The sequence below is a fragment of the Sphingomonas sp. SAFR-052 genome (genome assembly GCF_051965015.1).
Classification (GTDB): Bacteria; Pseudomonadota; Alphaproteobacteria; order Sphingomonadales; family Sphingomonadaceae; genus Sphingomonas.
Genome location: NZ_JBQCMO010000004.1, coordinates 87,611 through 113,140 on the forward strand (window position 1 = coordinate 87,611; position 25,530 = coordinate 113,140).

Here is a 25,530-nt window from a genome sequence, read left to right on the forward strand (position 1 = left end):
CGCGATGCGCTGCCTGCGAACGCTTGCCCGGCGGCGCGAGGGCAATGTGGCGATGATCGTCGCCGGCGGCATGGCGATGCTGACCGGCACTGCCGTAATCGGCATCGATACCGCGTCGATGTTCCTCGAAAAGCGCCGGTTGCAGGGGGTGGCGGACGCCGCGGCACTGGCAGCGGCGGGCGACCCGGCCAATGCCACGACACGCGCGCAGGCGGCGATCGCGCTGGCACCCGACAACGGCACCCGACTGGTCACGCTGACCCCCGGCCGCTTCGATCGCGACCAGTCGGTCGGGGTCGACGCACGCTTCGTCGCCGGGGCCGCATCCGGCAACGCCGCGCAGGTCACGGTCGAGAGCCAGCTACACCCCTTCTTCGCGCAGATGTTCGGAACGCAGCAGGTGACGATCGCGGCGAAGGCGACGGCGGCGCGGATCGATCTGGCGGCCTTCTCGATCGGGACGCGGCTGGCATCGGTTCAGGGCGGGCTGCCGGGAGCGCTCCTGTCGCAATTGGCGGGGAGCGAATTGTCGCTGTCGGTGATGGATTATCATGCGCTGGTGTCGGGCCAAGTCGACCTGCTCAAGACCGTCGAACTGCTGCGCACCGCGGCGGGGGTCCGCGCCGCGACGTTCGGCGAGGTGCTAACCAGCGATATCACCCTGCCGCAACTGGTGGCGGCGATGGCGGGGGCGACGTCGAACGGCAGTACCGCGGCTACGCTGCGGACCCTGTCGACCAAGCTCCCGGGGCGCAGCGTCCGGCTGGAATCGATCGTCGACCTGGGTCCGCTGTCGGACCGGACCACCGCCGATCCGCAGCGACCCATCCGCGCCGATGCCTATGCGATCCTGCGCGAAGCGTTGCAGGTCGGGACCGGCAATCGGCAGATACAGAGCGATATCGATCTGGGCATTACCGGCATCGGCCGGACGCGCCTATGGCTGCAGATCGGCGAGCGCCCGGCGCATAGCCCGTGGCTGTCGGTCGGACAGGCGGGTCGCGCGGTCGTGCGCAGCGCACAGATGCGGATGTGGATCGATATCGCGCTGCTCAACGCCCCGCTCAGCCTGGGATCGGTGCGGGTGCCGGTTTATGTCGAACTGGCCGAGGCGGAGGCGCGGCTGGCGTCGATCGCGTGCGTGGGCGGGCCGGCCAATGCCATCGTCGGGCTGGACGTGACACCGTCGCTCGGCCGCGCGGCCATCGCCGATCTCGACCCGGCGCTGCTCGGTAATTTCCAGCAGGCGACGGTGCTGCGGCCGGCGCGGATGGTGACCCTGCCGCTCGCCACGCTGACCGGGTTCGCCGATATCAAGCTGGGTAGCATGCAAGCGCAGCGGGTGAGTTTCTCCCGCGCCGAGATCGATGGCGATGTCGTCAAAACGGTCGCAACCGACGACATCGCTGCGGGCATCGCCAGCAGCCTGTTGCGCAACGTGGATATCCGCGCCAACGTGCTCGGCATCGGCGTGTCGGGCGGGTTGCTGACCACCACGCTCGGCAACACGCTGACGCTGGCCGCCCCCGCGCTCGACCAAGTCGTCGGACAGGTCAGCGCGCTAGCCGGCGTGCATTTGGGCGAGGCAGACGTGCGGGTCGATGGCGTTCGGTGCGGCACGCCGATGCTGGTGCGGTGAACGCTACTGCCGGGTCAGCAGGACGATCGCGCCTTCATTGCCATAGGTCCCGCGCAGTTCGGCGATGGTGATGCGCACGGGGACCGCCCGCCCCTCGTTCGACAGGATCGCACTGTCGATCGTGCGCGCGCCCTCGCCGGTCAGCACCCGGTCGAGTGCTTCGCGAAACGCCACCCGCTGCCCGACCGGGATCAGGTCGGCCATTGCCACATGGCGCAACCGCTCCTCGGGCAGATGGATGATGTCGCAAAAGGTCGGTTCGGCCTGGTCGATATGACCGCGGGTGTTCAGACAGACATAGCCGATACCGTCATGCACCGCGATCGCCTCGCGCAGCGACTTGCGCGCGTCGGCCAGGCGGTGAATCTTCATATCGTCGGTAATGTCGTGGAACAGCACCGTCACATATTGCGCGAAGGGGTGGATCTCCGCACGGACCCAGGTTCCTTCACGAAACAAGGATGGTATTTCAGCGGAATAGGGCTCCTTGCTCGCAACTGCTCGCAATACATAGGTCTCGATCAGCGACCGGCGCAGCACCGGCAGCGCGTCGAACACCTTGCGCCCGATCAGGTCGCCATCATGCCAGTCGAGCTGGACATGCGCGACGCGGTTCGCAGCGACGATGCGCAGGTCGTAATCGATCAGCAGCACGCCGATGCTCAGGCAGTTGGCTAGTTCGTGCAGGCTGGTCGTGGCGATGGTCTCGGCCCGGTCGGCGCCGTTCGCTTCCTTGAGCGCGGTATAGTGACGCACCGTCGTCAGGACGTGAGTGGCCCGACCGTGGTGGGTGACGAAGATCGCCTGATCGTCTTGCATCTGTCGCAGCTGTCCGAATTTTCGGGCAAAATCGGCCGACGATACCATCGGGTGTTGGGAGTCGGCCTGGTTCGCGCCTTCCCGGTGCTGCAACGTCATACTCCGTTCTCCCGAATGTGATCCAGGTTAGCCGGACATGCCCAGCAATCGATAGCAAGCCATTGATACGCTACGATTTACTCGTTCACCTGAGTTAGTTTTCTTGCAGGACCAAATCAATATGCGTCGGGGGAAACAACCACCACGATGGATGTGGTAGTGGTAGCGGTACCGAGAACGACGATTCGCTCGAATATTTTTGGAGAGAATATATGCGCATCCTGCTGAGCGCTGCTGCCATGCTGGCGACGATCGCGGTGCCGGCACAGGCGGGGCCCTGGGTTGCGGGCTGGACGACGTCGCCGATCAAGCCGAATGCCGAACAGGTGCTGACCGATGCGCAAGCGCGCGACGCGACACTGCGGCAGGTCGTGCGGGTGACGATCGGCGGCCGGGCGCTGCGGGTGCGCTTCTCCAACCGGTTCGGGGCGACGCCGCTGCGCATAGCCGGGGCGAGCGTCGCGCTGGCGACCGGCTCGGCTGCCGCCTCTATCAAGCCAGGCAGCGATCGGCCGCTGAGCTTCGGCGGCAGGGCGATGGTCGAGATTCCGGCGGGGGCGGATTACTGGTCCGATCCGGTCGCGTTGCCGGTCAGTGCGCTCACCGATCTGGCGATCAGCACTCGGTTCGCCGAGCTGCCGCAGCAACAGACCGGTCATCCGGGCGCGCGGACTCGCAGCTGGATCGCAAAGGGTGACCGGTTGTCGGATGCGGCCTTTGCCGATGCGGTGCCGGTTGAGCGCTGGTTCCAGATCGCGGGTGTCGAGGTGGATGCGGCACCGGCGGCGCGCGCGATCGTCGCGCTCGGCGACTCGATCACCGACGGGTTCGGGGTGAAGGACGGCCGCAACCAGCGCTGGACCGACGGCCTCGCCAGACGGTTGGCAACGAACCGCGCGACGCGCGACGTGGCGGTGCTGAACCATGGCATCGGCGGCAACTGCCTGCTGGTCGAATGCCTCGGTCCCAATGCGCTCGCCCGCTTCGACAGCGACGTGCTGAGCCAGCCGGGCGCACGCTATCTGATCCTGCTCGAAGGGATCAACGATCTGGGCGGCCTTGCCCGCGAGAAGCCGGCAACGGCCGAGGAGCGCCGCGCGCATGTTGACCGGATGATCGCCGGCTATGCGCAGATCGTCGCCCGCGCGCGGGCCAAGGGCCTGAAGGTGATCGGCGGCACGGTGATGCCGTTCATCGGCAACGACTATTATCATCCCGATGCTGCGGCGGAGGCGTCGCGGCAGGCGGTGAACACCTGGATCCGCACGCCGGGAAATTTCGATGCGGTGATCGATTTCGACCGCATCGTCCGCGATCCGGTACGGCCCGACCGGCTGCTGCCCGCGTATGATTCGGGCGATCACCTGCACCCGTCGATGGCGGGATATCAGGCAATGGCCGACGCCGTGCCGCTGGCGTTGTTCGCGAAGTGAGACTGGGCGCCACCTTGGCGTCCCTCGGCCCCGCCCCCATTTGCGGCGCGAACCAATCGGAGCCTGCTTCATGATCGATCTGCACTACTGGCCGACACCCAACGGCCACAAGATCACGCTATTCCTTGAGGAAGCGGGGCTGCCCTATACCATCCACCCGGTCGATATCGGGAAGGGCGAGCAATTCCGGCCGGAATTCCTAGCGATCGCGCCCAACAACCGGATGCCGGCGATCGTCGATCACGAACCGGCGGGCGGTGGCGCGCCGGTGTCGGTGTTCGAATCGGGCGCGATCTTGCTGTATCTGGCGGAGAAGACCGGGCGGTTCCTGCCCGCCGACCTGCCGGGACGATATGACGCGATCCAGTGGCTGATGTGGCAGATGGGCGGCTTGGGGCCGATGGCCGGACAGAACCATCATTTCAACATCTATGCGCCCGAGAAGATACCCTATGCGCAGGACCGCTATATCCGCGAGACCGCGCGGCTGTACGGCGTACTCGACAAGCGGCTGGCCGACCGGGCATTCGTCGCCGGCGACTATTCGATCGCGGACATGGCCGCCTATCCATGGATCGTGCCGCACGAGGCGCAGGGGCAGAAGCTCGAGGATTTTCCGAACCTGAAGCGCTGGTTCGAGACGATCGCCGCGCGGCCGGCGACCATCACGGCGTATGAGAAGGGCAAGGCGGTCAGCAGCGGGAACCAGCCGATGAGCGAGGAACAGCGCCGCGTCCTGTTCGGCACGCCCGCTGCGCGCTGAAGCTGCTGCGACAAACTGCGACAATTAACGCTTAGGACGACACAGGTCGGGGACAAGTCGGCGATAGACGGGGAGCATCAACAACCGGGGTGCTCCCCCTTTCCGAAAGGTTCGTCATGCGATCGCTGATCGTCGCCGCCTCTCTCGCCACCATCGCCCTGCCCGGTGTTGCGCTGGCTGCACAGACCCCGCCGCCGGGGCCCGACCGGGTCGTCACCCGCGCCGATGCGATGGCGCGTGCCGACCAGCGTTTCGACGCGCTCGACACCGATCGCGACGGCAAGATCAGCGCCGCCGAACGCACCGCACAGGCGGGCTCCGCCGGTGAAGACGGGCCGCGCCGTCGCGGCGGTGGCCGGATGCTCGAACGTGCCGATGCCAACCGCGACGGCGTCATCACCCGTGGCGAGTTCCGCGCGATGGCCGCTGCCGGGTTCGATCGGCAGGACGTAAATCGCGACGGCAAGGTCGATGCCGCCGAACGCCGCCAGTGGCGGGAACAGCGGATGAGCCGGCGGGCCCCGCAGGGCGGCACCGTCACCCGCGCCGCGTTTCAGGCGCGCGCGCTGGCCCGGTTCGACCGGATGGATGCGAACAAGGACGGGCAGATCGACCCGGCCGAACGCTTCATGGCGCGCGAGAAGCGGATGCAGCGCCACGCGCCGCGCACCGGCGGCTGATCCGGACCGGACGGCGGGTCACGCTGCCTGCCGTCCGGCCTTTCCTTTCTGGAGCTTGTCCGCCTAGCATGTCCGACATGGCCGATATCCCGCATTTGCTGCTGGTCGACGACGAACGATCGATCCGCGAACCGCTTGCCCAATATCTGACGAAACAGGGCTTCCGCGTGACCCAGGCGGGCGATGCCGAGGGGGCGCGGGCGCGGCTGAACGCCTATGCCATCGACCTCGCCATCCTCGACATCATGATGCCGGGCGAGGACGGGCTGTCGCTGTGCCGCCATATCCGCGAGACGAGCGAGACGCCGGTCATACTGCTGACCGCGCGTGCCGAGGAAACCGACCGCATCGTCGGGCTGGAAATGGGCGCCGACGATTATGTCGTGAAGCCCTTCTCTCCGCGCGAGCTGGCGGCGCGGGTCAAGGTCGTGCTGCGACGGACCGCGGGCGGCGCGGTGCGGCAACATGCGCCGGAGGCGGGGTCCTTCGCCTTTGCCGGCTGGGTATTAAAGACCGGGGAGCGCGCGCTGGTCGATCGCGAGGGCGTGTCGGTGCCGCTGTCGACCGGCGAATATAATTTGCTCCACGCGCTGGTGACGCGCCCGCGCCAGGTGCTGACCCGCGACCAGTTGCTCGACCTGACCCAAGGGCGCGAGGCCGCCGCATTCGACCGGGCGATCGACAACCAGGTCAGCCGGCTGCGCAAGAAGATCGAGACCGACGTCCGCAACCCGGAGATCATCAAGACCGTCTGGGGCGGTGGCTATACGCTGGCGGCGGAGGTGACCCGCCTATGAGGCGGTTGTGGCCGACCAGCCTGCCCGGCCAGATCGCGCTGCTGGTCGCAGTCGCGCTGTTCGTCGCGCAGGCGCTGAACTTCGCTTTGCTGCTGCGCGAGCGGCGGGCGTTTCGTCTCGCCGAGATCACCCTGCCCGCGGTTACCCGCCTGATCGATGCGGCGGAGCGGACCACCGCGCCGCGCCCGGCACAGGTGCGCGACCGGATGCGCGGCGTCCGCTTGCTGACCGATCGCGCGCCGGCACTTCAAGGGGAGACCGAACACGATGTCGAGGCGGCGATCCGCAGCGGCTTTGCCGAGGCGGGCATCCGGCCCGGCAGGATCGCGGCGCGGATTCGCCCGATCGACGAGGCCGAGATCCGTGAGCGGGGTATCGGCGGTCCGCGCGCCGAGCGACTGCGGCGGATGGGCGCGGTGCTCGACGCGGCGGTCGAACTGCCCGGGCGCGGCTGGCTGGTATCGCATACGCCGTGGCCGATGGCCGAGCGCGGGTTGCTGTGGCAGCTGCTGGCGCAGACCTTCATCCTCTATGTCATCGTGCTGCTGCCGGTGCTGTGGATCGGGCGGCGGATCGCCAAGCCGCTGCGGCGGCTGGCGGTGGCGGCGCGCGAATTCCATCCGGCCCGCCCCCTGCCCGCGATCGAACCATCGGGGCCGCAGGACGTGCGGCTGCTCATTTCCGCCTTCATCGATCTGGGTCGGCGGGTGAATGCGATGGTCGATGAAAAGGACCGGATGCTGGGCGCGATCGGCCACGACCTGCGCACCCCGCTGGCGGCACTCCGCGTCCGGATCGAATCGGTCGAGGACGATACCGACCGTGCGCGCATGGCGGAAACGATCGACGAGATGAACGCGACGCTCGACGATATCCTGTCGCTGGCGCGGCTGGGCCGGCCGAGCGAGGCGGCGACCGATGTCGACGTCGCGGCGCTGGTCGATGCGGTGGTCGAGGATTTCCGCGACCTCGGCCACGACGTCGACTTCGTCGAGGCGGCGCGCGTGCCGCTGCACCTGCGCCCCAATCTGATGCGGCGGGCGGTGCGCAACCTGATCGAGAATGCGATCAAATATGCCGGGGCCGCCGAGGTGCGGGTGGAGACGGGTGCGCAGGCGGTGGCGATCGTCGTCGCCGATCGGGGTCCTGGCATTCCCGCCGATCAGATGGAGGCGGTGTTCGATCCGTTCACCCGGCTGGAAACCTCGCGCAACCGCGATACCGGCGGAATCGGGCTGGGGCTGGCGCTGGCCCGCGCGATCGTTCGCGATGCGGGCGGTGAGATCGCGCTCGCCAATCGCGACGGCGGCGGGCTGAACGCGACGATCCAGCTGCCACGCTGAACGGCTGCGAAACGAAATACGGTACCCCGACGTTGAGTGCCGAGCGATGATAAAAGTTGCCAGCTACAATATGCGCAAGGCGATCGGCACCGATCGCCGCCGGATGCCCGAGCGGACGCTGGAGGTGCTGCGCGAGATCGATGCCGACATCATCGCCTTGCAGGAATGCGATCGTCGGCTGGGCGAGCGGGCCGGCGTGATCCCGGCGCATCTCCTCGACGAGCATAGCCCATGGGTCGCGGTGCCGCTGGCGATCCGGGCCAAGTCGATGGGCTGGCACGGCAATGCCCTGCTGGTGCGCAAGGAAGCGAGCGTCAGCGGGCAGCGGCGGATCGAAATCCCGGCGCTGGAACCGCGCGGGGCGGTGCGCGCCGACGTGACCACCAACGGCGTAACGCTGCGCGTGGTCGGCATGCATCTCGACCTGTCGGGCCTGTGGCGGCGCAAACAGGCACATGCGATCTTGAGCGAGGTCGATGGCTGTACCCCGCCATTGCCGAGCGTGTTGATGGGCGACCTGAACGAATGGACGCCGCGGTCGGGGTGCCTGCGTGATTTCGGGCGAACGCATTGCTTTGCAGATACTGGCCCCAGCTTCCATGCGCGCCATCCGGTCGGGCGGCTCGACCGGATCATGGTGTCGAGCGAACTGACGATCGTCGATGCCGGGGTCCATCACAGCGCGGCGGCGCGCAAGGCGTCGGACCATCTGCCGATCTGGGCGACGCTCGCCCCGGCATGAGCGACGCCCCGCCCCCGCTGCACGAACGCGAGCTGCGGCTGGCGCTGGTCTGTTACGGGGGGATCAGCCTAGCCGTCTATATGCACGGGCTGGTCAAGGAAATCTGGCACATCGCGCGGGCCAGCCGCGCGGTGCAGGACGAGGGCGAGGCGCTGACGGGCAGTGCCGGCGTGTATCAGGCGATGCTGACCGAACTGGCGGCACTTAGCGGCATCCGGCTGCGCGTGCTGGTCGATATCGTTGCCGGGGCGAGTGCCGGCGGAATCAACGGCGTGTTCCTGGCGCAGGCGGTGTCGACCGGCCAGTCGCTCGATCCGCTGACCGATTTGTGGCTCGACGGGGCGGATATCGAGGCGCTGATCGATCCGGCCCAGGCGCCGTCGAGCGCGCTGTCGCGGCCCTGGGCGCGGCCGATCGCGTGGATGGCGCTGGGCCGCGAGGGTGAGGATGCGTCGAGCGTCGATATCGCCGCGCGCGACGAACTGCGCGCCAAGCTCGACCGGTTCGTCCGGGCGCGCTGGTTCGAGCCGCCGTTTGGCGGGCGGGCGATGGTCGACATGCTGCTCGACGCCTTTGCCGCGATGGCCGTGGCACCCGCGGGGCCAAGGCTGTTGCCGCCGGGCCAGCCGCTCGACCTGTTCGTGACCGTCACCGATTTCGCGGGGCATCCCGAAGTGTTGCGGCTCAATTCGCCGCCGGAAGTGGTCGAGACCGAGCACCGGCTCGTCATCGGCTTTCACGATCATGGCGGCGACCGGCTGGCCGATGCCGCCGAACTGGTGTTCGCGGCGCGGGCGACGTCGAGCTTTCCGGGCGCGTTTCCGCCGTTCCGGGTCGGCGAGTTGGACGCGGCGCTGGCCGATCGGGCGGTCGAGTGGCCGGGGCGCGATGCGTTTCTCCGCCGCGTGCTGCCGCGCCAGTCGGCGGTGGGCATGGCGGAGCAGGCGACGCTAATCGACGGATCGGTGCTGGCCAACGCCCCCTTCGCCCCCGCCATCGATGCGCTGCGCGAACGCCCCGCGCGGCGGCAGATCGACCGGCGCTTCGTCTACCTGGACCCCGCGCCCAACCACAAGTTCGGCATCGGGACGGGTGGTAAGGGCCCGCCGGGGTTCTTTCAGACGATATTGGGCGCGCTGTCCGAACTGCCGCGCAAACAGCCGATCCGCGACAATCTCGACGCGATCCAGCGCCGGTCCGAACGGATCGAGCGGATGCTGGCGATCGTCGAGCAGTTGCGCGGCGGCGTGGAGGCGGAGGTCGAGCAGCTGTTCGGCTATACCCTGTTCCTCGACTGGCCGACGCCGGCGCGACTGGTAGGATGGCGACAGCGGGCGCAGGTCCAGGCAGCGAAGCGTGCTGGCTACGGCCATGCCGCCTACGGCCTGCTGAAGGTCGATCAGGTGCTCGACCGGCTGGCCGAACGGGTCGCGACACTGGCCGAGGACCCCTCGCCCGACCGTGTCCGGCGGCTGCGGACAGGATTTGCGCGGATCGTGGCGGAGAGCGGTGCCGGCCGGTTCGACGGCGACGGCGCCTCGGCGGAGGCGATCGATTTCCTGCGCGCGCACGACCTTGCCTTTCGCATCCGGCGCTTGCGGCTGCTGGTGCGGACGGTGTCGGCGATGGAACCGGAACAGGATGCGGCGGCGCTGGCCCCGGTGCGCGAGGCGATCTTCGCCAGCCTGACGCCCTATCTGGCGTGCGAGAATGCCGATCATTTCGCCGAGGTGCGGGTGTTGGCGGAGGACAAGCGCGCCGACCCGGCGGCGCTGCTGGCGGCGATGGCGAAGGCGATGGACCTGACCACGCTGGACGCGCAGACCGACGCGCGGATGTCGGAGGCGCTGGCCGCCGCCCCGCGCGAGATACGGCGACCGATCCTGCTCGCCTATCTCGGCTTTCCGTTCTTCGACATCGCTACGCTGCCGCTGCTGGGCGGAGAAGGACTGGACGAGTTCGATCCGGTGCGGGTCGACCGGATCGCGCCCGACGACGCGCCGTCGATCCGCCCGGGCGGTGCCGAGGCGACGCTGAAGGGCATTCGTTTCAACAATTTCGGCGCGTTCTTCAGCCGGTCCTACCGTGAGAACGACTATTTGTGGGGGCGGCTGCACGGCGCCGAGCGGATGATCGACATCGCCGTGTCGACCCTCCCGTCCGAGGTCCGCCTGCCCCCCGGCTGGATCACCCGGCACAAGCGCGCCGCGTTCCTCGCCATCCTCGACGAGGAGCAGCCGCGGTTGCAGGCGATCCAACCGCTGTTCGACGAACTGCGCGCCGAGATCGGCTGAGCCGTCGCCTATTGGAAAAGCCGCTATGACGGGCGTAAGGAAGGGCAGACGACAACGACGAAGGCCGGCACAGCGATGCAGTTCCTGAAAACCCTGTTCTGGGCATTGCTGGTGGGGGTGATGGTCGCCTTTGCGCTCAACAACATGACGATGGTGCCGCTGAAGCTGTGGGGCACGCTCTATGCCGATGTGAACCTGCCGCTGCTGCTGATCGTCACCTTTCTGGCCGGGTTCCTGCCGACCTTCGTCGCGCTGCACCTGACCCGCTGGCGGTTGCGGCAGCGGATCGCGGCGACCGACCGGACGCTGGCCGATCTGCACCGGGCGGAGGTGGCGCCGACCATCGCGACCGATCCGATGCCCACCACCACGCCGGGAGCCACGCTGTGAGCCGTTCGCCCATCTATGTCGCGATCGATACGCCCGATCTGGAGCGGGCCAAGGCGCTGGCGCAGGCGGTCCGCGGCCATGTCGGCGGGTTGAAGCTCGGCCTCGAATTCTTCATGGCCAATGGCCGGGCGGGCGTGCGGACGATGGCCGATCTGGGGCTGCCGATCTTCCTCGACCTGAAGTTCCACGACATTCCGAACACGGTGGCGAAGGCGATCCAGGCGCTGGGGCCGCTCGACCCGGCGATCCTGACCGTGCACGCCGCCGGTGGGCAGGCGATGCTGGAGGATGCGAAGGCGGCGGCGCCGGTCGGGACCAAGGTGGTCGCGGTGACGATGCTGACCAGCCTCGACGCGCACGACCTGTCGTCGATCGGCCTCGCCCCCGATCCGCATGAGCAGGTGGTGCGGCTGACCGAACTGGCGAAGAGCGCCGGGATAGACGGCGTCGTATGTTCGGGCGCCGAAGTGGCGGCCGCGAAGAAGGCATGGCCGCAGGGCTTTTTCGTGGTGCCGGGCGTGCGGCCGGCGGACGGTCCGGTCGGCGACCAGAAGCGGGTGGTAACCCCGCGAGCGGCGCTGGACGGCGGGGCGTCGGTGCTGGTGATCGGGCGGCCGATCACGCAGGCGGAAAATCCCGATCAGGCGGCACGCGCGATCGAAGCGACACTTTAGACGCGCCGGGCAAGGCGCAGCGAAGCTGCACCGCGCCCGAAGGCACGTCCGGCCGGCGGCGCCCCAGCGCCGACCGACGACGCGGGCTTTGCCCGCGGCGCGTGGAAGTTGACGAAGTTGACACGGATCGAGCTGTCGGGGCGGTACGGCGGTTGCTATAAAGCGTGATATTACAGATACTTGACACGGCGGCAGTGTAACCTTCGACGGCGGAAGGTTGCAAGTCCGGGCGTACGGCTCCTGGCGCCAGGCATCGGGCCGAGAGCGATTGGATAGGATCGGACTATTCAAAAAGCGGGGCCGCTGATCGGCCTGGCCGACTCCTGACACCGCGCGCTGGTGTAGGAAATCGATCAGCCGCCGACGCGCACCCACAGGGCGGTCGCGTCGTCGCTGACCTTGAACCGGGCGAAGCGCAGGCAGGCGGCGTCGTCGCGTTCGATCGCGCGGAGTTGTACACCGAGCATCGCCAGGCCGCCGGTCCGCGCCGCATCGAACAGGCTGTTGGCGTCATGCACGCCATAGGAATCGACCAGCGCCACGAAGCCATCGGTCATCAGCAGCAGTTCGTCGCCGACCGCGACGTCGAAACGGGCGGTGGTCATCACGGCGGCGCTGTCGGCGGCGTCGATGCCCAGCACGCGCTGCCCGGAACGGGCGCGGGCGGCGCGACGATCGTCCAGCACTGCCGCGCTGCGGAGCTTGACCGCGCCGGTGCCGGGACCGAGTGCCGCCGCCTGTGCGCTTTCGCGGGCGCGACTGGGTTCGGGGGTCCGCCACGCGACGCCACCGGCAAAGGCGTGGAGGATCGAACAATCGCTCGCCCATGCCACGTCGAGACCGGCATCGACCAGCTGGACCGCAGCGAAGGACGCCCGCGGCAATTCCCACGGACCCTGCGGTTCGCGCTGCCGTTGTCGGACATAGGCAGCCTCGACCATGGCGAACACGCGGTGGCAGGTGTCGCGAAGGTCCGCCCCCTCGACCATGGCAAAGGCGGCGTCGGCGGTCGCGGCCAGCCATGCCGCCCCGCCCTGCGCGCCGACCAGTCCCGGCGGCGACAAATCGGTCGCGCCATCGATCACCCATGCATGGCGTGCCCGCACCCCGGCGCGGTCGTCATTGGGGGTCGCGGCGTCGCCGCACAGGCCGAGCGACTGGATCAGGTCGAAATGCATGGCGGCGCTGTACGGGAAAGGCGGCGGGTCCTCCAGCGCGACATTAGGGGGAACGCATAGCCTATCGCCACGGCCGATCGCCCGCTAAGCCGCGACCCATGACGCTCATCAAAATCTGTGGCCTGTCGACGCCCGATACGCTGGCCGCCGCGCTGTCCGCGGGGGCGAGCCATGTCGGGTTCGTGTTCTTCGCCCCCTCCCCCCGCAATCTGGCGTTCGATGCGGCGGCGGGGCTGGCGCGGCAGGTGCCGGGACGGGTGGCAAAGGTCGGCGTGTTCGTCGATCCCGACGATGCGCTGATCGATGCGGCAATGGCGGCTGCGCGGCTGGACGCGATCCAGTTGCACAAGACCGCGCCCGAACGCATTGCCGCGATCCGGGCGCGGACCGGCCGGGAAGTGTGGGGCGCGGTCGCAGTCAAGACGCGGGCCGATCTCGACGCCGCGCGCAAGCTGGTCGGAGCCGCCGACCGGGTGCTGTACGATGCCAAGACCCCGCCGGGCGCGGCGCTGCCCGGGGGCATGGGGCTGCGGTTCGACTGGGGACTGCTCGACGGGTTCGTCCATCCGCTGCCCTGGGCGCTGTCGGGCGGACTCGACGCCGGCAACGTCGCGGAGGCGATCCGGGCGACGCGCGCACCGCTGGTCGACGTGTCGTCGGGCGTGGAAAGCGCGCCGGGGGTCAAGGACGCCGCCCGGATCGCCGCGTTCGGGCGGGCGGTGGCGGACGCCGGGTAGCGCGGTTTCGTGGGGCAAAAAGGTTCCGGGTGTCCAGCGCCAGCGACGCGAACCTTCGGCTCGCTCTTCCCCTCTCCCAACCTGCGCTAGCCAGCATGCTGGCAAGCTTCGGTATCCCTCTCCCCTATCAAGGGGAGAGGGTCGAACGCCGGTCCTCGACTCCCTCGACAGCGCGGCGCGGCGGGCGTAACGAGCGACCCCATGAACGCTCCCAACAGCTATCGCGCCCAGCCCGACGATCGTGGTCATTTCGGTGCCTTTGGCGGCCGTTATGTCGCCGAGACGCTGATGCCGCTGATCCTCGACCTCGACCGTGAATATAAGGCGGCGAAGGCCGATCCCGCCTTTGCCGCGCAGTTCGACGATTTGATGACGCATTATGTCGGTCGGCCGAGCCCGCTCTATCATGCCGAACGGCTGTCGGAGACGCTGCGGGCGTCGGCCGAACCGGGCATGGGGGCGCAGGTCTGGTTCAAGCGCGACGAACTGAATCATACCGGCGCGCACAAGATCAATAACTGCATCGGCCAGATCCTGCTGGCGATCCGCATGGGCAAGACCCGGATCATCGCAGAAACCGGTGCGGGTCAGCATGGTGTGGCGACCGCCGCCGTCTGCGCGCGCTTCGGCTTGCCCTGCGTCATCTATATGGGTGCCAAGGACGTCGAGCGGCAGCAGCCGAACGTGTTCCGCATGAAGCTGCTCGGCGCCGAAGTGCGGCCGGTGACCAGCGGTGCGGCGACGCTGTCGGATGCGATGAACGAAGGCTTACGCGACTGGGTCGCGAACGTCCACGACACCTTCTACATCATCGGCACCGCCGCCGGGCCGCATCCGTACCCGGAACTGGTCCGCGATTTTCAGAGCATCATCGGCCGCGAGGCGCGCGCGCAGATGCTGGAGCGGACCGGCCGTCTGCCCGACCTGCTGGTCGCGGCGATCGGGGGCGGGTCGAACGCGATCGGGCTGTTCCATCCGTTCCTCGACGATCCGGACGTGGCGATGCTGGGTGTCGAGGCGGCGGGGCATGGGCTGGACAAGGACCATGCCGCTTCGCTTGCGGGTGGGTTTCCGGGCATCCTGCATGGCAACAAGACCTATCTGTTGCAGGACGAGGACGGGCAGATCGCCGAGGGGCATTCGATCTCGGCCGGGCTCGACTATCCAGGGATCGGGCCGGAACATGCGTGGCTGCGCGATATCGGGCGCGTCGAATATGACAGCGCGACCGATGTCGATGCGCTGGACGCGTTCCAGATGCTGTGCCGGACCGAGGGGATCATTCCTGCGCTGGAGCCCGCGCATGCGATTGCGGCGGTTGCCCGGCGGGCGAAGACGATGCGGTCGGATCAGATCATTCTCGCCAACCTGTGTGGGCGTGGGGACAAGGATATCTTTACGGTGGCGAGCGCGCTGGGGGTGGATATTTGAAGCAGAAGCCCTCTCCCCTTGAGGGGAGAGGGTTGGGAGAGGGGCCGTGCGCGACGCTCGTTTGACGGAACGTGCTAAGGCGGCGCGCAAGGCCCCTACCCCGGCCGAGCAGAAGCTGTGGTTCGCGTTGCGGGCCGAGCGGTTCGGCGGCGTCAAGTTTCGGCGGCAGAAGGTGATCGGGCCGTTTATTGCCGACTTTGCCAGTAACGTGCCGAGGCTGGTGATCGAGGTCGATGGGCATCTCCACGGCGACACCGCAGCGTATGACGCCGAACGCACCGCCTATTTGACGCAAGCCGGCTATCGGGTAGTGCGATTCACCAATGCCGATGTGATGCATAATCTCGAAGGCGTGTTGAGACAGTTGGAAGACGTTGTGAACAATCCCCTCTCCCAACCCTCTCCCCTGAAGGGGAGAGGGCTTTGACCGCCCGCCTCGCTGCCGCTTTCGGCAAGGGCCGCCCGGCGCTGGTGTGCTTCGTCACCGCCGGCGATCCCAGCCCGCAAGCCACGCCTGCCATCCTCGACGCACTGGTCGCGGGGGGGGCGGACGTGATCGAGCTCGGCATGCCGTTCACCGACCCGATGGCCGATGGTCCGGCGATCCAGTCGGCGAACATCCGCTCGCTGGCGGCCGGGACGCGGACCGCCGACGTGCTGCGCATCGCGGCCGGCTTTCGTGAGCGCCACCCGGACGTGCCGCTGGTACTGATGGGCTATGCCAATCCGATGGTCCGGCGCGGGGCCGACTGGTTCGCGCAAGCCGCGGCGGCAGCCGGGGTCGATGGCGTGATCTGCGTCGACATTCCGCCCGAGGAAGACAACAGCCTGGGTGAGCAACTGCGCGAGCACGGCGTCGCCGCGATCCGGCTGGCCACGCCGACCACCGATGCTGCGCGGCTGCCGAGCGTGCTGGCGGGGGCCGGCGGCTTTCTTTACTATGTCTCTGTTGCCGGGATCACGGGCAAGCAACAGGCAGTACAAGCGTCCATCGACGACGCTGTCGCCCGGCTGAAAGCCGCGACCGACCTGCCGATCGCGGTAGGCTTCGGCGTGCGTACCCCCGAACAGGCGGCGAAGATCGCCCGCGTCGCCGATGGTGTCGTGGTCGGATCGGCGATCGTCGAGATCGTCGCGCAACATGGGCAGCGCGCTGCCGCCCCCGTCCAATCCTATATCGAAAGCCTCGCCACTGCGATCGCGACGGCGAGCAAGGAACCCGCATGAGCTGGCTCAACCGCGTCCGCAACGCCCTGCCCTTCGTCGCGCGCAAGGAAACGCCCGATCACCTCTGGCACAAGTGCAAGGGGTGCGGGCAGATGATCTTCAACAAGGAGTGGGAAGAGAATCTGCACGTCTGTCCGCAATGCGACCATCATGGCCGCATCGGGCCGAAGGAGCGGTTCCAGCAGCTGTTCGATGACGGCAGCGTCGAGATCCTGCCCAATCCCAAGGTCGCCGAAGACCCGCTGAAGTTCCGCGACAGCAAACGCTATGTCGACCGGCTTAAGGCGGCACGGACCGATACCGGCGAACAGGATGCATTCCAGAATGCCTATGGCACGATCGCCGGGCGGGGTTGCGTGATCGGGGTCCAGAATTTCGCGTTCATGGGCGGATCGATGGGCCAGTTCGTTGGCGAGGCGTTCATCGCCGGGGTCGAGGCGGCGATCGCGCGCGGGGTGCCGTACATCGTGTTTACGGCGAGCGGCGGCGCGCGGATGCAGGAGGGTATCCTCAGCCTGATGCAGATGCCGCGCACGACCGTCGCGATCGAGATGCTGCACGATGCCGGCCTGCCCTATCTGGTGGTGCTGACCGATCCGACGTCGGGCGGGGTGATGGCGGCCTATGCGATGCTGGGCGACGTGCAGATCGCCGAGCCGAAGGCGACGCTGGCGTTCACCGGGCGGCGCGTGATCGAGAGCACGATCCGCGAGAAGCTGCCCGACGATTTCCAGACGTCCGAATATTATCGCGACCATGGGCTGATCGACCGCGTGACGCATCGGCGCGATTTGCCGGCCGAGCTGGCGCAGTTGATCGAGTTTCTGGGGCGCAAGGAAGCGGCGTAAGTTCAAACTCCTCCCCGCTACGCGGGGAGGGGGACCGCCGCGTAGCGGTGGTGGAGGGGGATGGCGGCGAAACGCAACCGTTGTGGAGGTGGCTACCCCCCCTCCACCATGCTGCGCATGGTCCCCCTCCCCGCGTAGCGGGGAGGATTTGGGTTGCCTGATTTCGCTATTTCGACCGATCCCGCCGTGCAGGCGCAACTCGACCGGCTGACCTTGCTGTCGCCCGGCGCCGACATTCTCGGGCTCGACCGGATCACCCGGCTGCTGGCGCGCCTGGGCGATCCGCATCGCCATCTGCCGCCGGTGTTCCATGTCGCCGGGACCAATGGCAAGGGGTCGACCTGCGCCTATCTGCGCGCGGCGATCGAGGCGGCGGGCCTCCGCGCGCATGTCTACGCCAGCCCGCATCTGGTGCGGTTCAACGAACGCATCCGGCTGGCGGGAACGCTGATCGACGATCCGGCGCTGGCGGCGTTGCTGGGCGAAGTGCTCGATGCCGCCGACGGGATCGGGGCGAGCTTCTTCGAGATCACGACCGCCGCCGCCTTCCTCGCCTTTGCCCGGACGCCGGCCGATGCGTGCGTGATCGAGGTCGGCTTGGGCGGACGGCTGGACGCGACCAATGTCCTTCCCGCGCCGGTCGCCTGCGGTATTGCCGCGCTGGGCATCGATCACGAGGCGTTTCTGGGATCGTCGCTGGTCGGGATCGCGGCGGAGAAGGCCGGGATCGCCAAGGCCGGCGTGCCGGTCGTCACCCTCGCCTATCCACCCGAGATCGCCGCGCGGGTCGAGGCGACGGTCGATGCGGCGGGGGCGACGTTGATCGCTCGGGGGTCGGCATGGGATGCGGTCGACGGGCGGTATCGCGATGCGATGGGGACGCTCGACCTGCCCGAACCGGCGCTGGCGGGTGTGCATCAGCGCGACAATCTGGCGCTGGCGGCGGCGATGCTGCGGCATCAGTCGGCGGTGGCGGTGTCGGATGCGGCGATCCGCACCGCCGCTGCCACCGCGCGCTGGCCGGCGCGGATGCAGCGACTCCGGGGTGGCGGGCCGCTGACCGGACGGATCGATCCGCGCCATGGCGTGTGGCTGGACGGGGCGCACAACGAATCCGCTGCGATCGAGGTGGCGTGCGGCTGGCCGCGGATCAGCCGTGGCGAACGGTCGGCGCTGGTGCTGGGGATGCTGGCCAACAAGGATGCCGGGGCGGTGTTGCGGCATCTGGCCGGGGTGGTCGACCATGTCGTTGCGGTGCCGGTGCCAGGCCATGCGCACCATCCGCCGGCCGAACTGGCGCGGCAGGCGCGGGCGCTGGGGCTGACCGCCGATGTCGCGACCGATCCGGCGGCGGCGCTCGATTTGCTGGCGCGGTCGGAGCCGGAGGCGGTGTTGATCGCGGGGTCGCTGTATCTTGCGGGGACCGTGCTGTCGGCGAATGACGAGGTGCCGGTTTAGGGGGTGGGTTCACGCGGCGACACGTGTATCAGCCCTTCTTCACTTCGCGCTTCCACCGCACCCATTCGAGCAGAACGAACCCCACTGCCACGAGCCCCAGAGCAGCTGTGAAGCGGAACACCGGCGCATAGCCCATCTGTTCGACCGCCTCGCCAAGCCCCGCGCGGCCGAGCGAGCCGACCAGCAGCGTCAGCGACGACAGCAGCGCATATTGGACCGCGCTATGTTCCTTGCTGGCGATCGAGGAGAGATAGGCGACGAACGCCGCCCCGGCCAAACCGCCCGCGATATTCTCGCCCGAGATCGCGACCATCAGCCGCATCATCCGCGCATCGACGCCGAGGTTGAGCAGTCCGGTCGCGCCCGACACCGCGTCGATCACCGGCGATCCCGACGCCAGATCGGCATAGAGCAGGTTGCTGGCCGCCGCGACGATTGCGCCGATCAGCAGCGTCGGCATCCGCCCCAGCACCGCGAACAGGATGCCGCCCAGCGACACGCCGACGATGGTCATGGCGACGCCGAAAATCTTGGACGCAAAGGCGACTTCGGCGTTCGTGTACCCCAGTTCCTCGAGGTAGAATGGATAGGCGAACGGCCCCCAGATCGAATCGCATAGCCGGTAGCTGAGGATCAGCCCGAGCACGATAACCGCGCCAAAGCCCAGCCGTCCGACCAGTTCGGACAGCGGCAGGATCAGTGCACGGTAGCCGTGTTCGATGAAGCCGGGCGTCGGCGCCCGCTCCCGGTCCCAGCCGAGCCATTCCGCCAGTTGCGCCTGGCGGTTGAGCCACGCCGCGACCAGGGCTGGCACGACGACGGTGACGACAATGATCCACGGCCCGGTCAGCCGGGTGAAGTCGCCGACGCTGGGCGGGGTTTCGCCGGGGGCGACGTTCAGGACACGAACCATGAACGCGCCGATCGTGACGATCGCCCAGCCCCAGCACAGCCCGACGATGATGAGGCCGGTGCGCTTGTCGCGCGTGCTCGGACCCACCGCGCCGCCGACTGCGCGTTCGGCCGGCGGGCGCGGCGTGTCGGGTGCGAACAAGGTCGCGACCAGCAACACGGCCATGAAGACGCCCATGACCGCATAGACCAGCGGCCAGGTGATCGCATCGGCCAGCACCAGCGCCAATGCCCCGCCGATCAGCGTCGCGATCCGGTAACCGAGCTGGTAGATCGACGACAGGATGCCGAGCGTCGCGCGGTCGTCGGCGACGTCGATCCGCCATGCATCGATCACCGTATCCTGCGTTGCGGCGGCGAACGCGCCGATCACCGCGACCAGCGCGAACCAGCCGATCGCGGTCGCCGGATCGCTGACCGACAGCGTCAGGAAGGTCGCGACCAATACCGCCTGACACAGCAGCAGCCACGATTTGCGTCGCCCGAACCGTTCGAGCAGCGGCAGGCGCAGCCGGTCGACGACCGGCGACCACAGGAACTTGAACGCCGCGATCAGCCCGATCCACGACAACAGCCCGATGGTCGCGAGATTGATCTTCGCCTCGGCCAGCCATGCGTTGAGCGTGCCGAGCAGCAGCGTGAAGGGCAGTCCGGCGGCAAGGCCGAACGCGAACATCGCCGCCGTCTTGCGATTGCCCAGCCCCATACGGATCAGCGCCAGCCCCTTGGGCGCGGCTTCGGTCATGCATATCCCTCCCGGAAGGGGCGGGACCGTAGAAGGGGTTGGCGGTGGCGGCAAGGTGGTGGGGCTGCCCTCTTCCCTACGCACTTCCAATCCCGACCCTCTTCCGTTCGGTTCGAGCAGCTTCGAGCGAAGTCGAGAAGCGTCCGTCGAGACCGCCTGTCCAGCGGCACCCCGTTCTCGATACGCGCTCTCGACTTCGCTCGATCACTACTCGAACCGAACGGTATGGGGAAGGGTAGCGGGCGTTACGCCGCCGTGCGGAACAGGTTGAAGCCGCTGGGCAGCCGTCGAGGCAGTTTCGCGCCGCCGATCACCGCGTCGATCGCATCGATCGCGCTCAGCAGATCCTTTTGCGGATAGGGTTTGCTGAGGCAGCCGGCGGCGAACACCTGTGCCTCCTGCGGGCAGGCGCCGGTGACCAGCAGCACGGGCATGCCGCGTTCGTGCGCCGATCGGGCGACGTCCAGCCCGTTGCCGTCGGACAGGTTGATGTCGACCAGCACCAGATCGAGCTCGCGCCCGGAATCGAGCACGGCCAGCGCGCCGGCTACGGTATCGACCGTCTCCGCGATTTCAAAACCCGATGCGCCGAGGAAATGTTCGGTGTCGAACGCGACCAACGGCTCGTCCTCGACGACCAGGATCCGGTTGATGTGCCGCTTCTTGCGCCCGAACAACATTGCCCCACTCGCTTTCCACCGGGATGCATACAGCTTATACGAACGCACAAACTCGCGAAGGCGACGAAGGAACCGCTTCGGCTGAAACTTTCGTCACATCGCCGCAAACGGAAACCCTGACCATCGTTACCCCACCCGAAACCACGACCGATTCCCCCCGCGAAGGCCAGCGAATCGCCAAGTTGCTGGCGCGTGCCGGCGTCGCGTCGCGCCGCGACATCGAACGCATGATCGCCGCCGGACGCGTCTCGCTGGACGGGGTCGTCCTCGAAACGCCGGCGACGATCCTGCCCAATCTGAAGGGGGTGACCGTCGATGGCGCCCCGGTCGCGGCACCCGAGCCGACCCGGCTGTTCCGTTTCCACAAGCCCGCCGGCACGCTGACCGCCGAGCGCGACGGCGCCGGGCGTCCGACGATCTACGACCGGCTGCCCAAGGGAGTGCCGCGGCTGATCCCGGTCGGGCGGCTCGACCTGAATACCGAAGGCCTGTTGCTGATGACCACCGACGGCGAGTTCAAGCGCCGTCTGGAACTGCCCGCGACCGGGGTCGAGCGGACCTATCGCGCGCGCGCCTATGGCGAGATCAGCCAGCAGACGCTCGAAGAATTGATGATGGGCATCGAGATCGAGGGCGTGCGCTATGGGCCGATCAACGCCAATCTCGAACGGCGCACCGGCACCAATACCTGGATCGAGATGACGCTGACCGAGGGCAAGAACCGCGAGGTTCGCCGGGTCCTCGAACATCTGGGGCTGAAGGTGTCGCGCCTGATCCGCACGCGCTATGGCCCCTTCCATCTCGAGGACCTGCCCGAGGGTGAGGTCGACGAGATCAAGCAGCACGAACTGGTCGCGTTCCGCAAGACGCTGAGCAACAAGCCGACCAGCAAGCCGGCCCCCGAGGGAGCCGATCCGGCGGCGCTGAAGGCGTGGCGGCGGGCAACGCCGCTGCCGCGTCCCGAGCCGGTGGCGAGTGGGCGGTTCGACGAGCGGCGCCCGCGCGTCGAGCGCGACGGACAGCGTTCGGGCTTCAGCGGCCGCCGCCCCGATCAGGACGGTCCGGGTCGGCCGCAGGGAGATGGCGAGCGGCGCAGCTTCGGCGCGCGGCCGGAACGTGCCAGCTTCGGCGATCGACCGCAAAAGCCCGACGCGCGCCGGGTCGGCCCGCGCACCCATGCCACCGAACGGCCGGTCGATCGGCGCGAGGGCTTCGATCCGCTGACGCAGGCGGGGCAGACGCCGGCCGAACGGCGGCAACCGGGCCTTGGCGACCGGCGTGCCTATGGCGACCGCCCCGACAATGCCCGCACCCGCCGCGCCGCCGCGCATGCCGACCGGCCGGGCTATGACGGGGTCGCCCGCAAGCCGCGCGTCGAGCGCAGCGAGGGGCCGCGTGGTCCGGTCGAAAAGCGGATGACGCGCGAACAGGCGGCCGATGCCGACCGGGCGAGCTTCGTCGACCGGCCGAAGCGCAAGCCGACCGGCTGGGCCAAGGCCGCGCCATCGAACCGGCCGGCCAAGGGCAAGCCCAAGGGTGGCCGTCCGGGCGGGGGCAAGCGCTGATGCGGGTCATTTCGGGCATGTGGCGCGGGCGGCCGATCGTCGCGCCGAAGGGGGACGCGACACGCCCGACCGCCGACCGTACGCGCGAGGCGCTGTTTTCGATGCTGGCCAGCCGGGTCGGCAGCTTCGACGAACTGGCGGTCGCCGATCTGTTCGCCGGGTCGGGGGCGTTGGGGATCGAGGCGCTGTCGCGCGGCGCCGCGACCTGCCTGTTCGTCGAACAGGACCGGGCGGCGCTCGATGCGCTGCGCGCCAACCTGACCAAGCTGGACGCGGCGGGCAGCGATGTGCGCGCGACGTCGGTGCTGGCGCTGGGGCCGGCGCCCCGCCCGCTCGACGTCGTCATGATGGACCCGCCCTATGGCAGCGGCGCCGGTGCGGTCGCGGCGGACAAGCTGGCGCGACTCGGCTGGATCGGCCCGGCGACCTGGGTCAGCATCGAGACCGCCAAGGCCGAGGCGATCGACCTGCCGCGCTTCGCGGTCGATGCCGAACGGGTCTATGGCAAGGCGAAGATCACGCTGCTTCGGCTTGATATGGCACCGGAAAACTGACGGATTAACCTTTTGGCGGCGAATGTTCGATAGGCCGCAGCCGGACACCGGGGGGAGTCGAGGCGAATGGACAGCGCGATTTACGCCTTAATCGTGAATGCCGTCGTGGCGGGATTGTTCGCGGTAACCTTTGGGATCATTCGCCTGTCCTACCCCGAACAGCGCTATGCCAGCTGGTTCGCGGTAACTTATCTGTTCGGCGGGCTGATGCCGATCAGCGAACTGGGGGTGCGCTCGACGCCGTTCACGATCCCCTTCATGATCCTGAGCTACGGATCCTTCCTCCTGAGCCTGGCGATGCTGCTGATCGGGCTGGCGTCGATGGCCGGGCGGCGGCGGCCATGGAGGGCGTTCACGCTGCTGGTCGTCGGCGGGACGCTGGTCCGTACCGCGATATGGAACGGTCCCAACAACCAGTTGCTGCACGAATTGCTGTTCCAATCGCCCTATATCGCCGGGTCGGCGATGGCGGCGGCGATCGCGGTCGGTGCGGTGCGGAAGCGGCGCGATCCGCTTTGGCTGGCGCTGGGGATCACGCTCGCGCTGCTGACGCTGTATTTCGCGCTCAAGCCGTTCTTTGCCGCCGCCTTCGGATCGGGATCGGACCCGATCGCCCATTCGACCAGCAGCTATGCGTTGTTGTCGCAATCGGTCGGTGGCGTGCTGGTCGTCGCGGTCGGGCTGGTGACGCTGCTGCTGGTGGTACAGGCGGCGATGGGGCAGTCGATCGCCGAATCGGAGACCGATCCGCTGACCGGGATCGCCAATCGCCGCGGTTTCAACCGCCAGGCGCGGGTAATGATCGCCGAAGCGCGCGCGCGTGGATTTCCGGTAGCGGCGATCCTGTTCGATCTCGACCATTTCAAGCAGGTCAACGACCGCTATGGCCATGCCACCGGCGACGCGGTCCTGCGCGCCTTTGCCGGGGTGCTGGTCGACCGCCTGCCGCGATCGGCGGTGATCGCACGGCTGGGCGGCGAGGAATTTGTCGGTCTGCTCGACCGGACTACGCTGCGCGGGGCATGGCTTAGCGCGCAGTCGGTGCGGGCGACGCTGCCGGCGATCGCCACGCATCTGCCCGCGGTGACGGTCAGCGGCGGGCTGGCCGTGCTGCTGCCCGACGACGATATCGACAGCCTGCTCGAACGCGCCGACCGTGCGGTCTATGCCGCGAAACGTGCTGGGCGCGATCGCATCCTGCCGATGCCCGATCCGGTGCAGGCCGAACCGTTAAGCCTGGTGCGAAACCGCTGACACCGGCTGCCGACGCGGCACGATGGCGAGGCCGATCAGGCTGGCGACCCCTGCCCCGGCCAGGACCATGCCGACCGACCAAAGGCCGTGGTCGATCGACAGCGCCTGGGCGATACTGGGGGTCAGGCCGCCACCGATGACGCCGCCGACATTGAACCCCATCGACGCGCCGGTATAGCGCACCCGGGCCGGGAACAGCGCGGGCAGCCATGCGCCGAGCGGCCCATAGACGAAGCCCATCATCAGCAGTGCGAACGACAACCACGCGCCGATGACGAACAGCGATCCGCCGCCGATCATCGGCCCGAGCAGCCCGCCCGCCACGACCACGCCGACACAGCCGCCCGCCAGCACGCGCGCGGGCGTCGACCGGTCGGACAGCCAGCCGGCGAGCGCGATGCCTGCGGCCATGAACAGGATCGCGACCAGCTGCGTCTGCAAGAATGCGCCACGCGAATAGCCGAGCGTGGTGGTGCCATAGCCGAGCACGAAGGTCGTGGCGATGTAATAGAGCGCGAAACAGGCGATCACGCCGAAGGTCCCGGCCAGCGTCGCGCGCAAATGGCTGCCGGCCAGTTCGGCGATCGGGACGCTGGGCGGCGCTTCGTGTGCCAGCGCGCTGGCGAAGGCAGGGGTTTCGCTCAGCTTCACCCGGACCCACAGGCCCAGCCCGACCAGCGCGACGCTGAACAGGAACGGCAGGCGCCAGCCCCAGGCGAGGAAATCGGCGTCGGACAGGGTCAGCCCGAGCAGCAGGAATAGCCCGTTGGCGGCGATGAACCCGACCGGGGCGCCCAGTTGCGGGACCATGCCGAACCGCCCGCGCCAGCCCGGCGGCGCATTCTCGACCGCGAGCAGCGCCGCCCCGCCCCATTCGCCGCCCAGCCCCAGCCCCTGCGCGAACCGCAGTGTGCACAACAGCAGCGGCGCGACCCAGCCGACCTGGGCATAGGTCGGCAGGAACGCGATCAGCAGGGTCGATCCGCCCATCAGCATCAACGATGCGACCAGCGTCGACTTGCGGCCGAGCCGGTCGCCGAAATGGCCGAACACCACCGCGCCGAGCGGTCGGGCGATGAAGGCGAGGCCGATCGACAGATAGCTCGCCATCAACTGCGCCGACGCGCTTTCGGACGGAAAGAACAGCGATCCGAAGACCAGCGTCGCGGCGGTCGCATAGATATAGAAGTCGTAGAATTCGACCGAAGTGCCGATCAGGCTGGCGATCAGGATGCGACGATGGGCGCGCATGGGATGCGGGTGAGTCA

At 68.3% G+C, this 25,530-nt stretch carries 24 protein-coding genes; 19 read left to right on the plus strand and 5 right to left on the minus strand.

Annotated features, from left to right (window positions below):
* Positions 1-4 precede the first annotated feature (4 nt).
* On the plus strand, positions 5-1,639 hold the full coding sequence (locus ACTHQV_RS08195) for a TadG family pilus assembly protein (RefSeq protein WP_440489500.1): 1,635 nt from the start codon (positions 5-7) through the stop codon (positions 1,637-1,639).
* 3 nt (positions 1,640-1,642) lie between these two features.
* Here ACTHQV_RS08195 and ACTHQV_RS08200 read toward each other — a convergent pair whose 3' ends face one another.
* Positions 1,643-2,458 carry a PAS domain-containing protein gene (locus ACTHQV_RS08200; protein ID WP_440489501.1) on the minus strand — a complete coding sequence of 272 codons (816 nt, stop codon included), beginning with the start codon at positions 2,456-2,458 and terminating at the stop codon, positions 1,643-1,645.
* 311 nt (positions 2,459-2,769) lie between these two features.
* On the opposite strand from ACTHQV_RS08200, the gene ACTHQV_RS08205 reads away from it, so the two are divergent.
* The 9 genes from ACTHQV_RS08205 (at position 2,770) to pyrF (ending at position 11,673) form a co-directional block, all read left to right on the plus strand.
* Positions 2,770-3,990: an SGNH/GDSL hydrolase family protein gene (locus ACTHQV_RS08205; RefSeq protein ID WP_440489503.1), complete on the plus strand. Its 1,221-nt coding sequence runs from the start codon at positions 2,770-2,772 to the stop codon at positions 3,988-3,990.
* A 70-nt stretch (positions 3,991-4,060) separates the two neighbouring features.
* Positions 4,061-4,753, plus strand: a complete 693-nt coding sequence (locus ACTHQV_RS08210) for a glutathione binding-like protein (protein ID WP_440489505.1) — start codon at positions 4,061-4,063, stop codon at positions 4,751-4,753.
* Positions 4,754-4,869: 116 nt separating this feature from the next.
* Positions 4,870-5,433: an EF-hand domain-containing protein gene (locus ACTHQV_RS08215; RefSeq protein WP_440489507.1), complete on the plus strand. Its 564-nt coding sequence runs from the start codon at positions 4,870-4,872 to the stop codon at positions 5,431-5,433.
* A 77-nt stretch (positions 5,434-5,510) separates the two neighbouring features.
* Complete coding sequence (locus tag ACTHQV_RS08220) at positions 5,511-6,230, plus strand: response regulator (protein WP_440489509.1); 720 nt, start codon at positions 5,511-5,513, stop codon at positions 6,228-6,230.
* Positions 6,227-7,573 carry a sensor histidine kinase gene (locus tag ACTHQV_RS08225; RefSeq protein WP_440489510.1) on the plus strand — a complete coding sequence of 449 codons (1,347 nt, stop codon included), beginning with the start codon at positions 6,227-6,229 and terminating at the stop codon, positions 7,571-7,573. Before ACTHQV_RS08220 ends, ACTHQV_RS08225 begins: the two co-directional genes overlap by 4 nt.
* Positions 7,574-7,619: 46 nt before the next feature.
* The gene (locus tag ACTHQV_RS08230; RefSeq protein WP_440489511.1) at positions 7,620-8,315 is read left to right on the plus strand and encodes an endonuclease/exonuclease/phosphatase family protein; all 696 of its coding nucleotides are present in this window, start codon (positions 7,620-7,622) and stop codon (positions 8,313-8,315) included.
* Complete coding sequence (locus ACTHQV_RS08235) at positions 8,312-10,609, plus strand: patatin-like protein (RefSeq protein WP_440489513.1); 2,298 nt, start codon at positions 8,312-8,314, stop codon at positions 10,607-10,609. Before ACTHQV_RS08230 ends, ACTHQV_RS08235 begins: the two co-directional genes overlap by 4 nt.
* A 75-nt stretch (positions 10,610-10,684) precedes the next feature.
* On the plus strand, positions 10,685-10,999 hold the full coding sequence (locus tag ACTHQV_RS08240) for a LapA family protein (RefSeq protein ID WP_440489514.1): 315 nt from the start codon (positions 10,685-10,687) through the stop codon (positions 10,997-10,999).
* Complete coding sequence (gene pyrF / locus ACTHQV_RS08245) at positions 10,996-11,673, plus strand: orotidine-5'-phosphate decarboxylase (protein ID WP_440489515.1); 678 nt, start codon at positions 10,996-10,998, stop codon at positions 11,671-11,673. Before ACTHQV_RS08240 ends, pyrF begins: the two co-directional genes overlap by 4 nt.
* A 353-nt stretch (positions 11,674-12,026) precedes the next feature.
* On the opposite strand, the gene ACTHQV_RS08250 is transcribed toward pyrF, so the two are convergent.
* A complete protein-coding gene (locus tag ACTHQV_RS08250) occupies positions 12,027-12,851 on the minus strand; it encodes a hypothetical protein (RefSeq protein WP_440489516.1) in 825 nt (274 codons plus the stop codon).
* Between the two features lie 98 nt (positions 12,852-12,949).
* On the opposite strand from ACTHQV_RS08250, the gene ACTHQV_RS08255 reads away from it, so the two are divergent.
* From ACTHQV_RS08255 to ACTHQV_RS08280, 6 genes are all read left to right on the plus strand, one after another.
* Positions 12,950-13,588 (plus strand): phosphoribosylanthranilate isomerase, encoded by a 639-nt coding sequence (locus ACTHQV_RS08255; protein WP_440489517.1) that lies wholly within the window; start codon positions 12,950-12,952, stop codon positions 13,586-13,588.
* A 201-nt stretch (positions 13,589-13,789) separates the two neighbouring features.
* The gene (trpB, locus tag ACTHQV_RS08260) at positions 13,790-15,019 is read left to right on the plus strand and encodes a tryptophan synthase subunit beta (RefSeq protein ID WP_440489519.1); all 1,230 of its coding nucleotides are present in this window, start codon (positions 13,790-13,792) and stop codon (positions 15,017-15,019) included.
* Between the two features lie 46 nt (positions 15,020-15,065).
* The gene (locus tag ACTHQV_RS08265) at positions 15,066-15,446 is read left to right on the plus strand and encodes an endonuclease domain-containing protein (RefSeq protein WP_440489521.1); all 381 of its coding nucleotides are present in this window, start codon (positions 15,066-15,068) and stop codon (positions 15,444-15,446) included.
* Entirely contained in the window at positions 15,443-16,246 is an 804-nt protein-coding gene (gene trpA, locus ACTHQV_RS08270; protein WP_440489523.1) for a tryptophan synthase subunit alpha, read from the plus strand. The genes ACTHQV_RS08265 and trpA overlap by 4 nt, the downstream gene beginning before the upstream one ends.
* Positions 16,243-17,094 carry an acetyl-CoA carboxylase, carboxyltransferase subunit beta gene (gene accD / locus ACTHQV_RS08275; protein WP_440489525.1) on the plus strand — a complete coding sequence of 284 codons (852 nt, stop codon included), beginning with the start codon at positions 16,243-16,245 and terminating at the stop codon, positions 17,092-17,094. Before trpA ends, accD begins: the two co-directional genes overlap by 4 nt.
* Before the next feature lie 153 nt (positions 17,095-17,247).
* The gene (locus tag ACTHQV_RS08280; RefSeq protein WP_440489526.1) at positions 17,248-18,552 is read left to right on the plus strand and encodes a bifunctional folylpolyglutamate synthase/dihydrofolate synthase; all 1,305 of its coding nucleotides are present in this window, start codon (positions 17,248-17,250) and stop codon (positions 18,550-18,552) included.
* 28 nt (positions 18,553-18,580) lie between these two features.
* On the opposite strand, the gene ACTHQV_RS08285 is transcribed toward ACTHQV_RS08280, so the two are convergent.
* Both ACTHQV_RS08285 and ACTHQV_RS08290 read right to left on the minus strand, forming a co-directional pair.
* A complete protein-coding gene (locus ACTHQV_RS08285; protein WP_440489528.1) occupies positions 18,581-20,209 on the minus strand; it encodes an AmpG family muropeptide MFS transporter in 1,629 nt (542 codons plus the stop codon).
* A gap of 245 nt (positions 20,210-20,454) precedes the next feature.
* A complete protein-coding gene (locus tag ACTHQV_RS08290; RefSeq protein WP_440489530.1) occupies positions 20,455-20,889 on the minus strand; it encodes a response regulator in 435 nt (144 codons plus the stop codon).
* A gap of 173 nt (positions 20,890-21,062) precedes the next feature.
* Between ACTHQV_RS08290 and ACTHQV_RS08295 the strand changes: the two genes are divergently transcribed.
* The 3 genes from ACTHQV_RS08295 to ACTHQV_RS08305 all read left to right on the plus strand — a co-directional run bounded on the left by ACTHQV_RS08295 (position 21,063) and on the right by ACTHQV_RS08305 (position 24,262).
* Positions 21,063-22,454, plus strand: coding sequence for a pseudouridine synthase (locus ACTHQV_RS08295; RefSeq protein WP_440489939.1), 1,392 nt, complete (start codon positions 21,063-21,065; stop codon positions 22,452-22,454).
* The gene (gene rsmD / locus ACTHQV_RS08300; protein ID WP_440489531.1) at positions 22,454-23,008 is read left to right on the plus strand and encodes a 16S rRNA (guanine(966)-N(2))-methyltransferase RsmD; all 555 of its coding nucleotides are present in this window, start codon (positions 22,454-22,456) and stop codon (positions 23,006-23,008) included. The genes ACTHQV_RS08295 and rsmD overlap by 1 nt, the downstream gene beginning before the upstream one ends.
* Positions 23,009-23,074: 66 nt before the next feature.
* The gene (locus tag ACTHQV_RS08305) at positions 23,075-24,262 is read left to right on the plus strand and encodes a diguanylate cyclase domain-containing protein (RefSeq protein WP_440489533.1); all 1,188 of its coding nucleotides are present in this window, start codon (positions 23,075-23,077) and stop codon (positions 24,260-24,262) included.
* On the opposite strand, the gene ACTHQV_RS08310 is transcribed toward ACTHQV_RS08305, so the two are convergent.
* Entirely contained in the window at positions 24,239-25,513 is a 1,275-nt protein-coding gene (locus tag ACTHQV_RS08310) for an MFS transporter (RefSeq protein ID WP_440489535.1), read from the minus strand. The genes ACTHQV_RS08305 and ACTHQV_RS08310 overlap by 24 nt on opposite strands.
* Positions 25,514-25,530 lie beyond the last annotated feature (17 nt).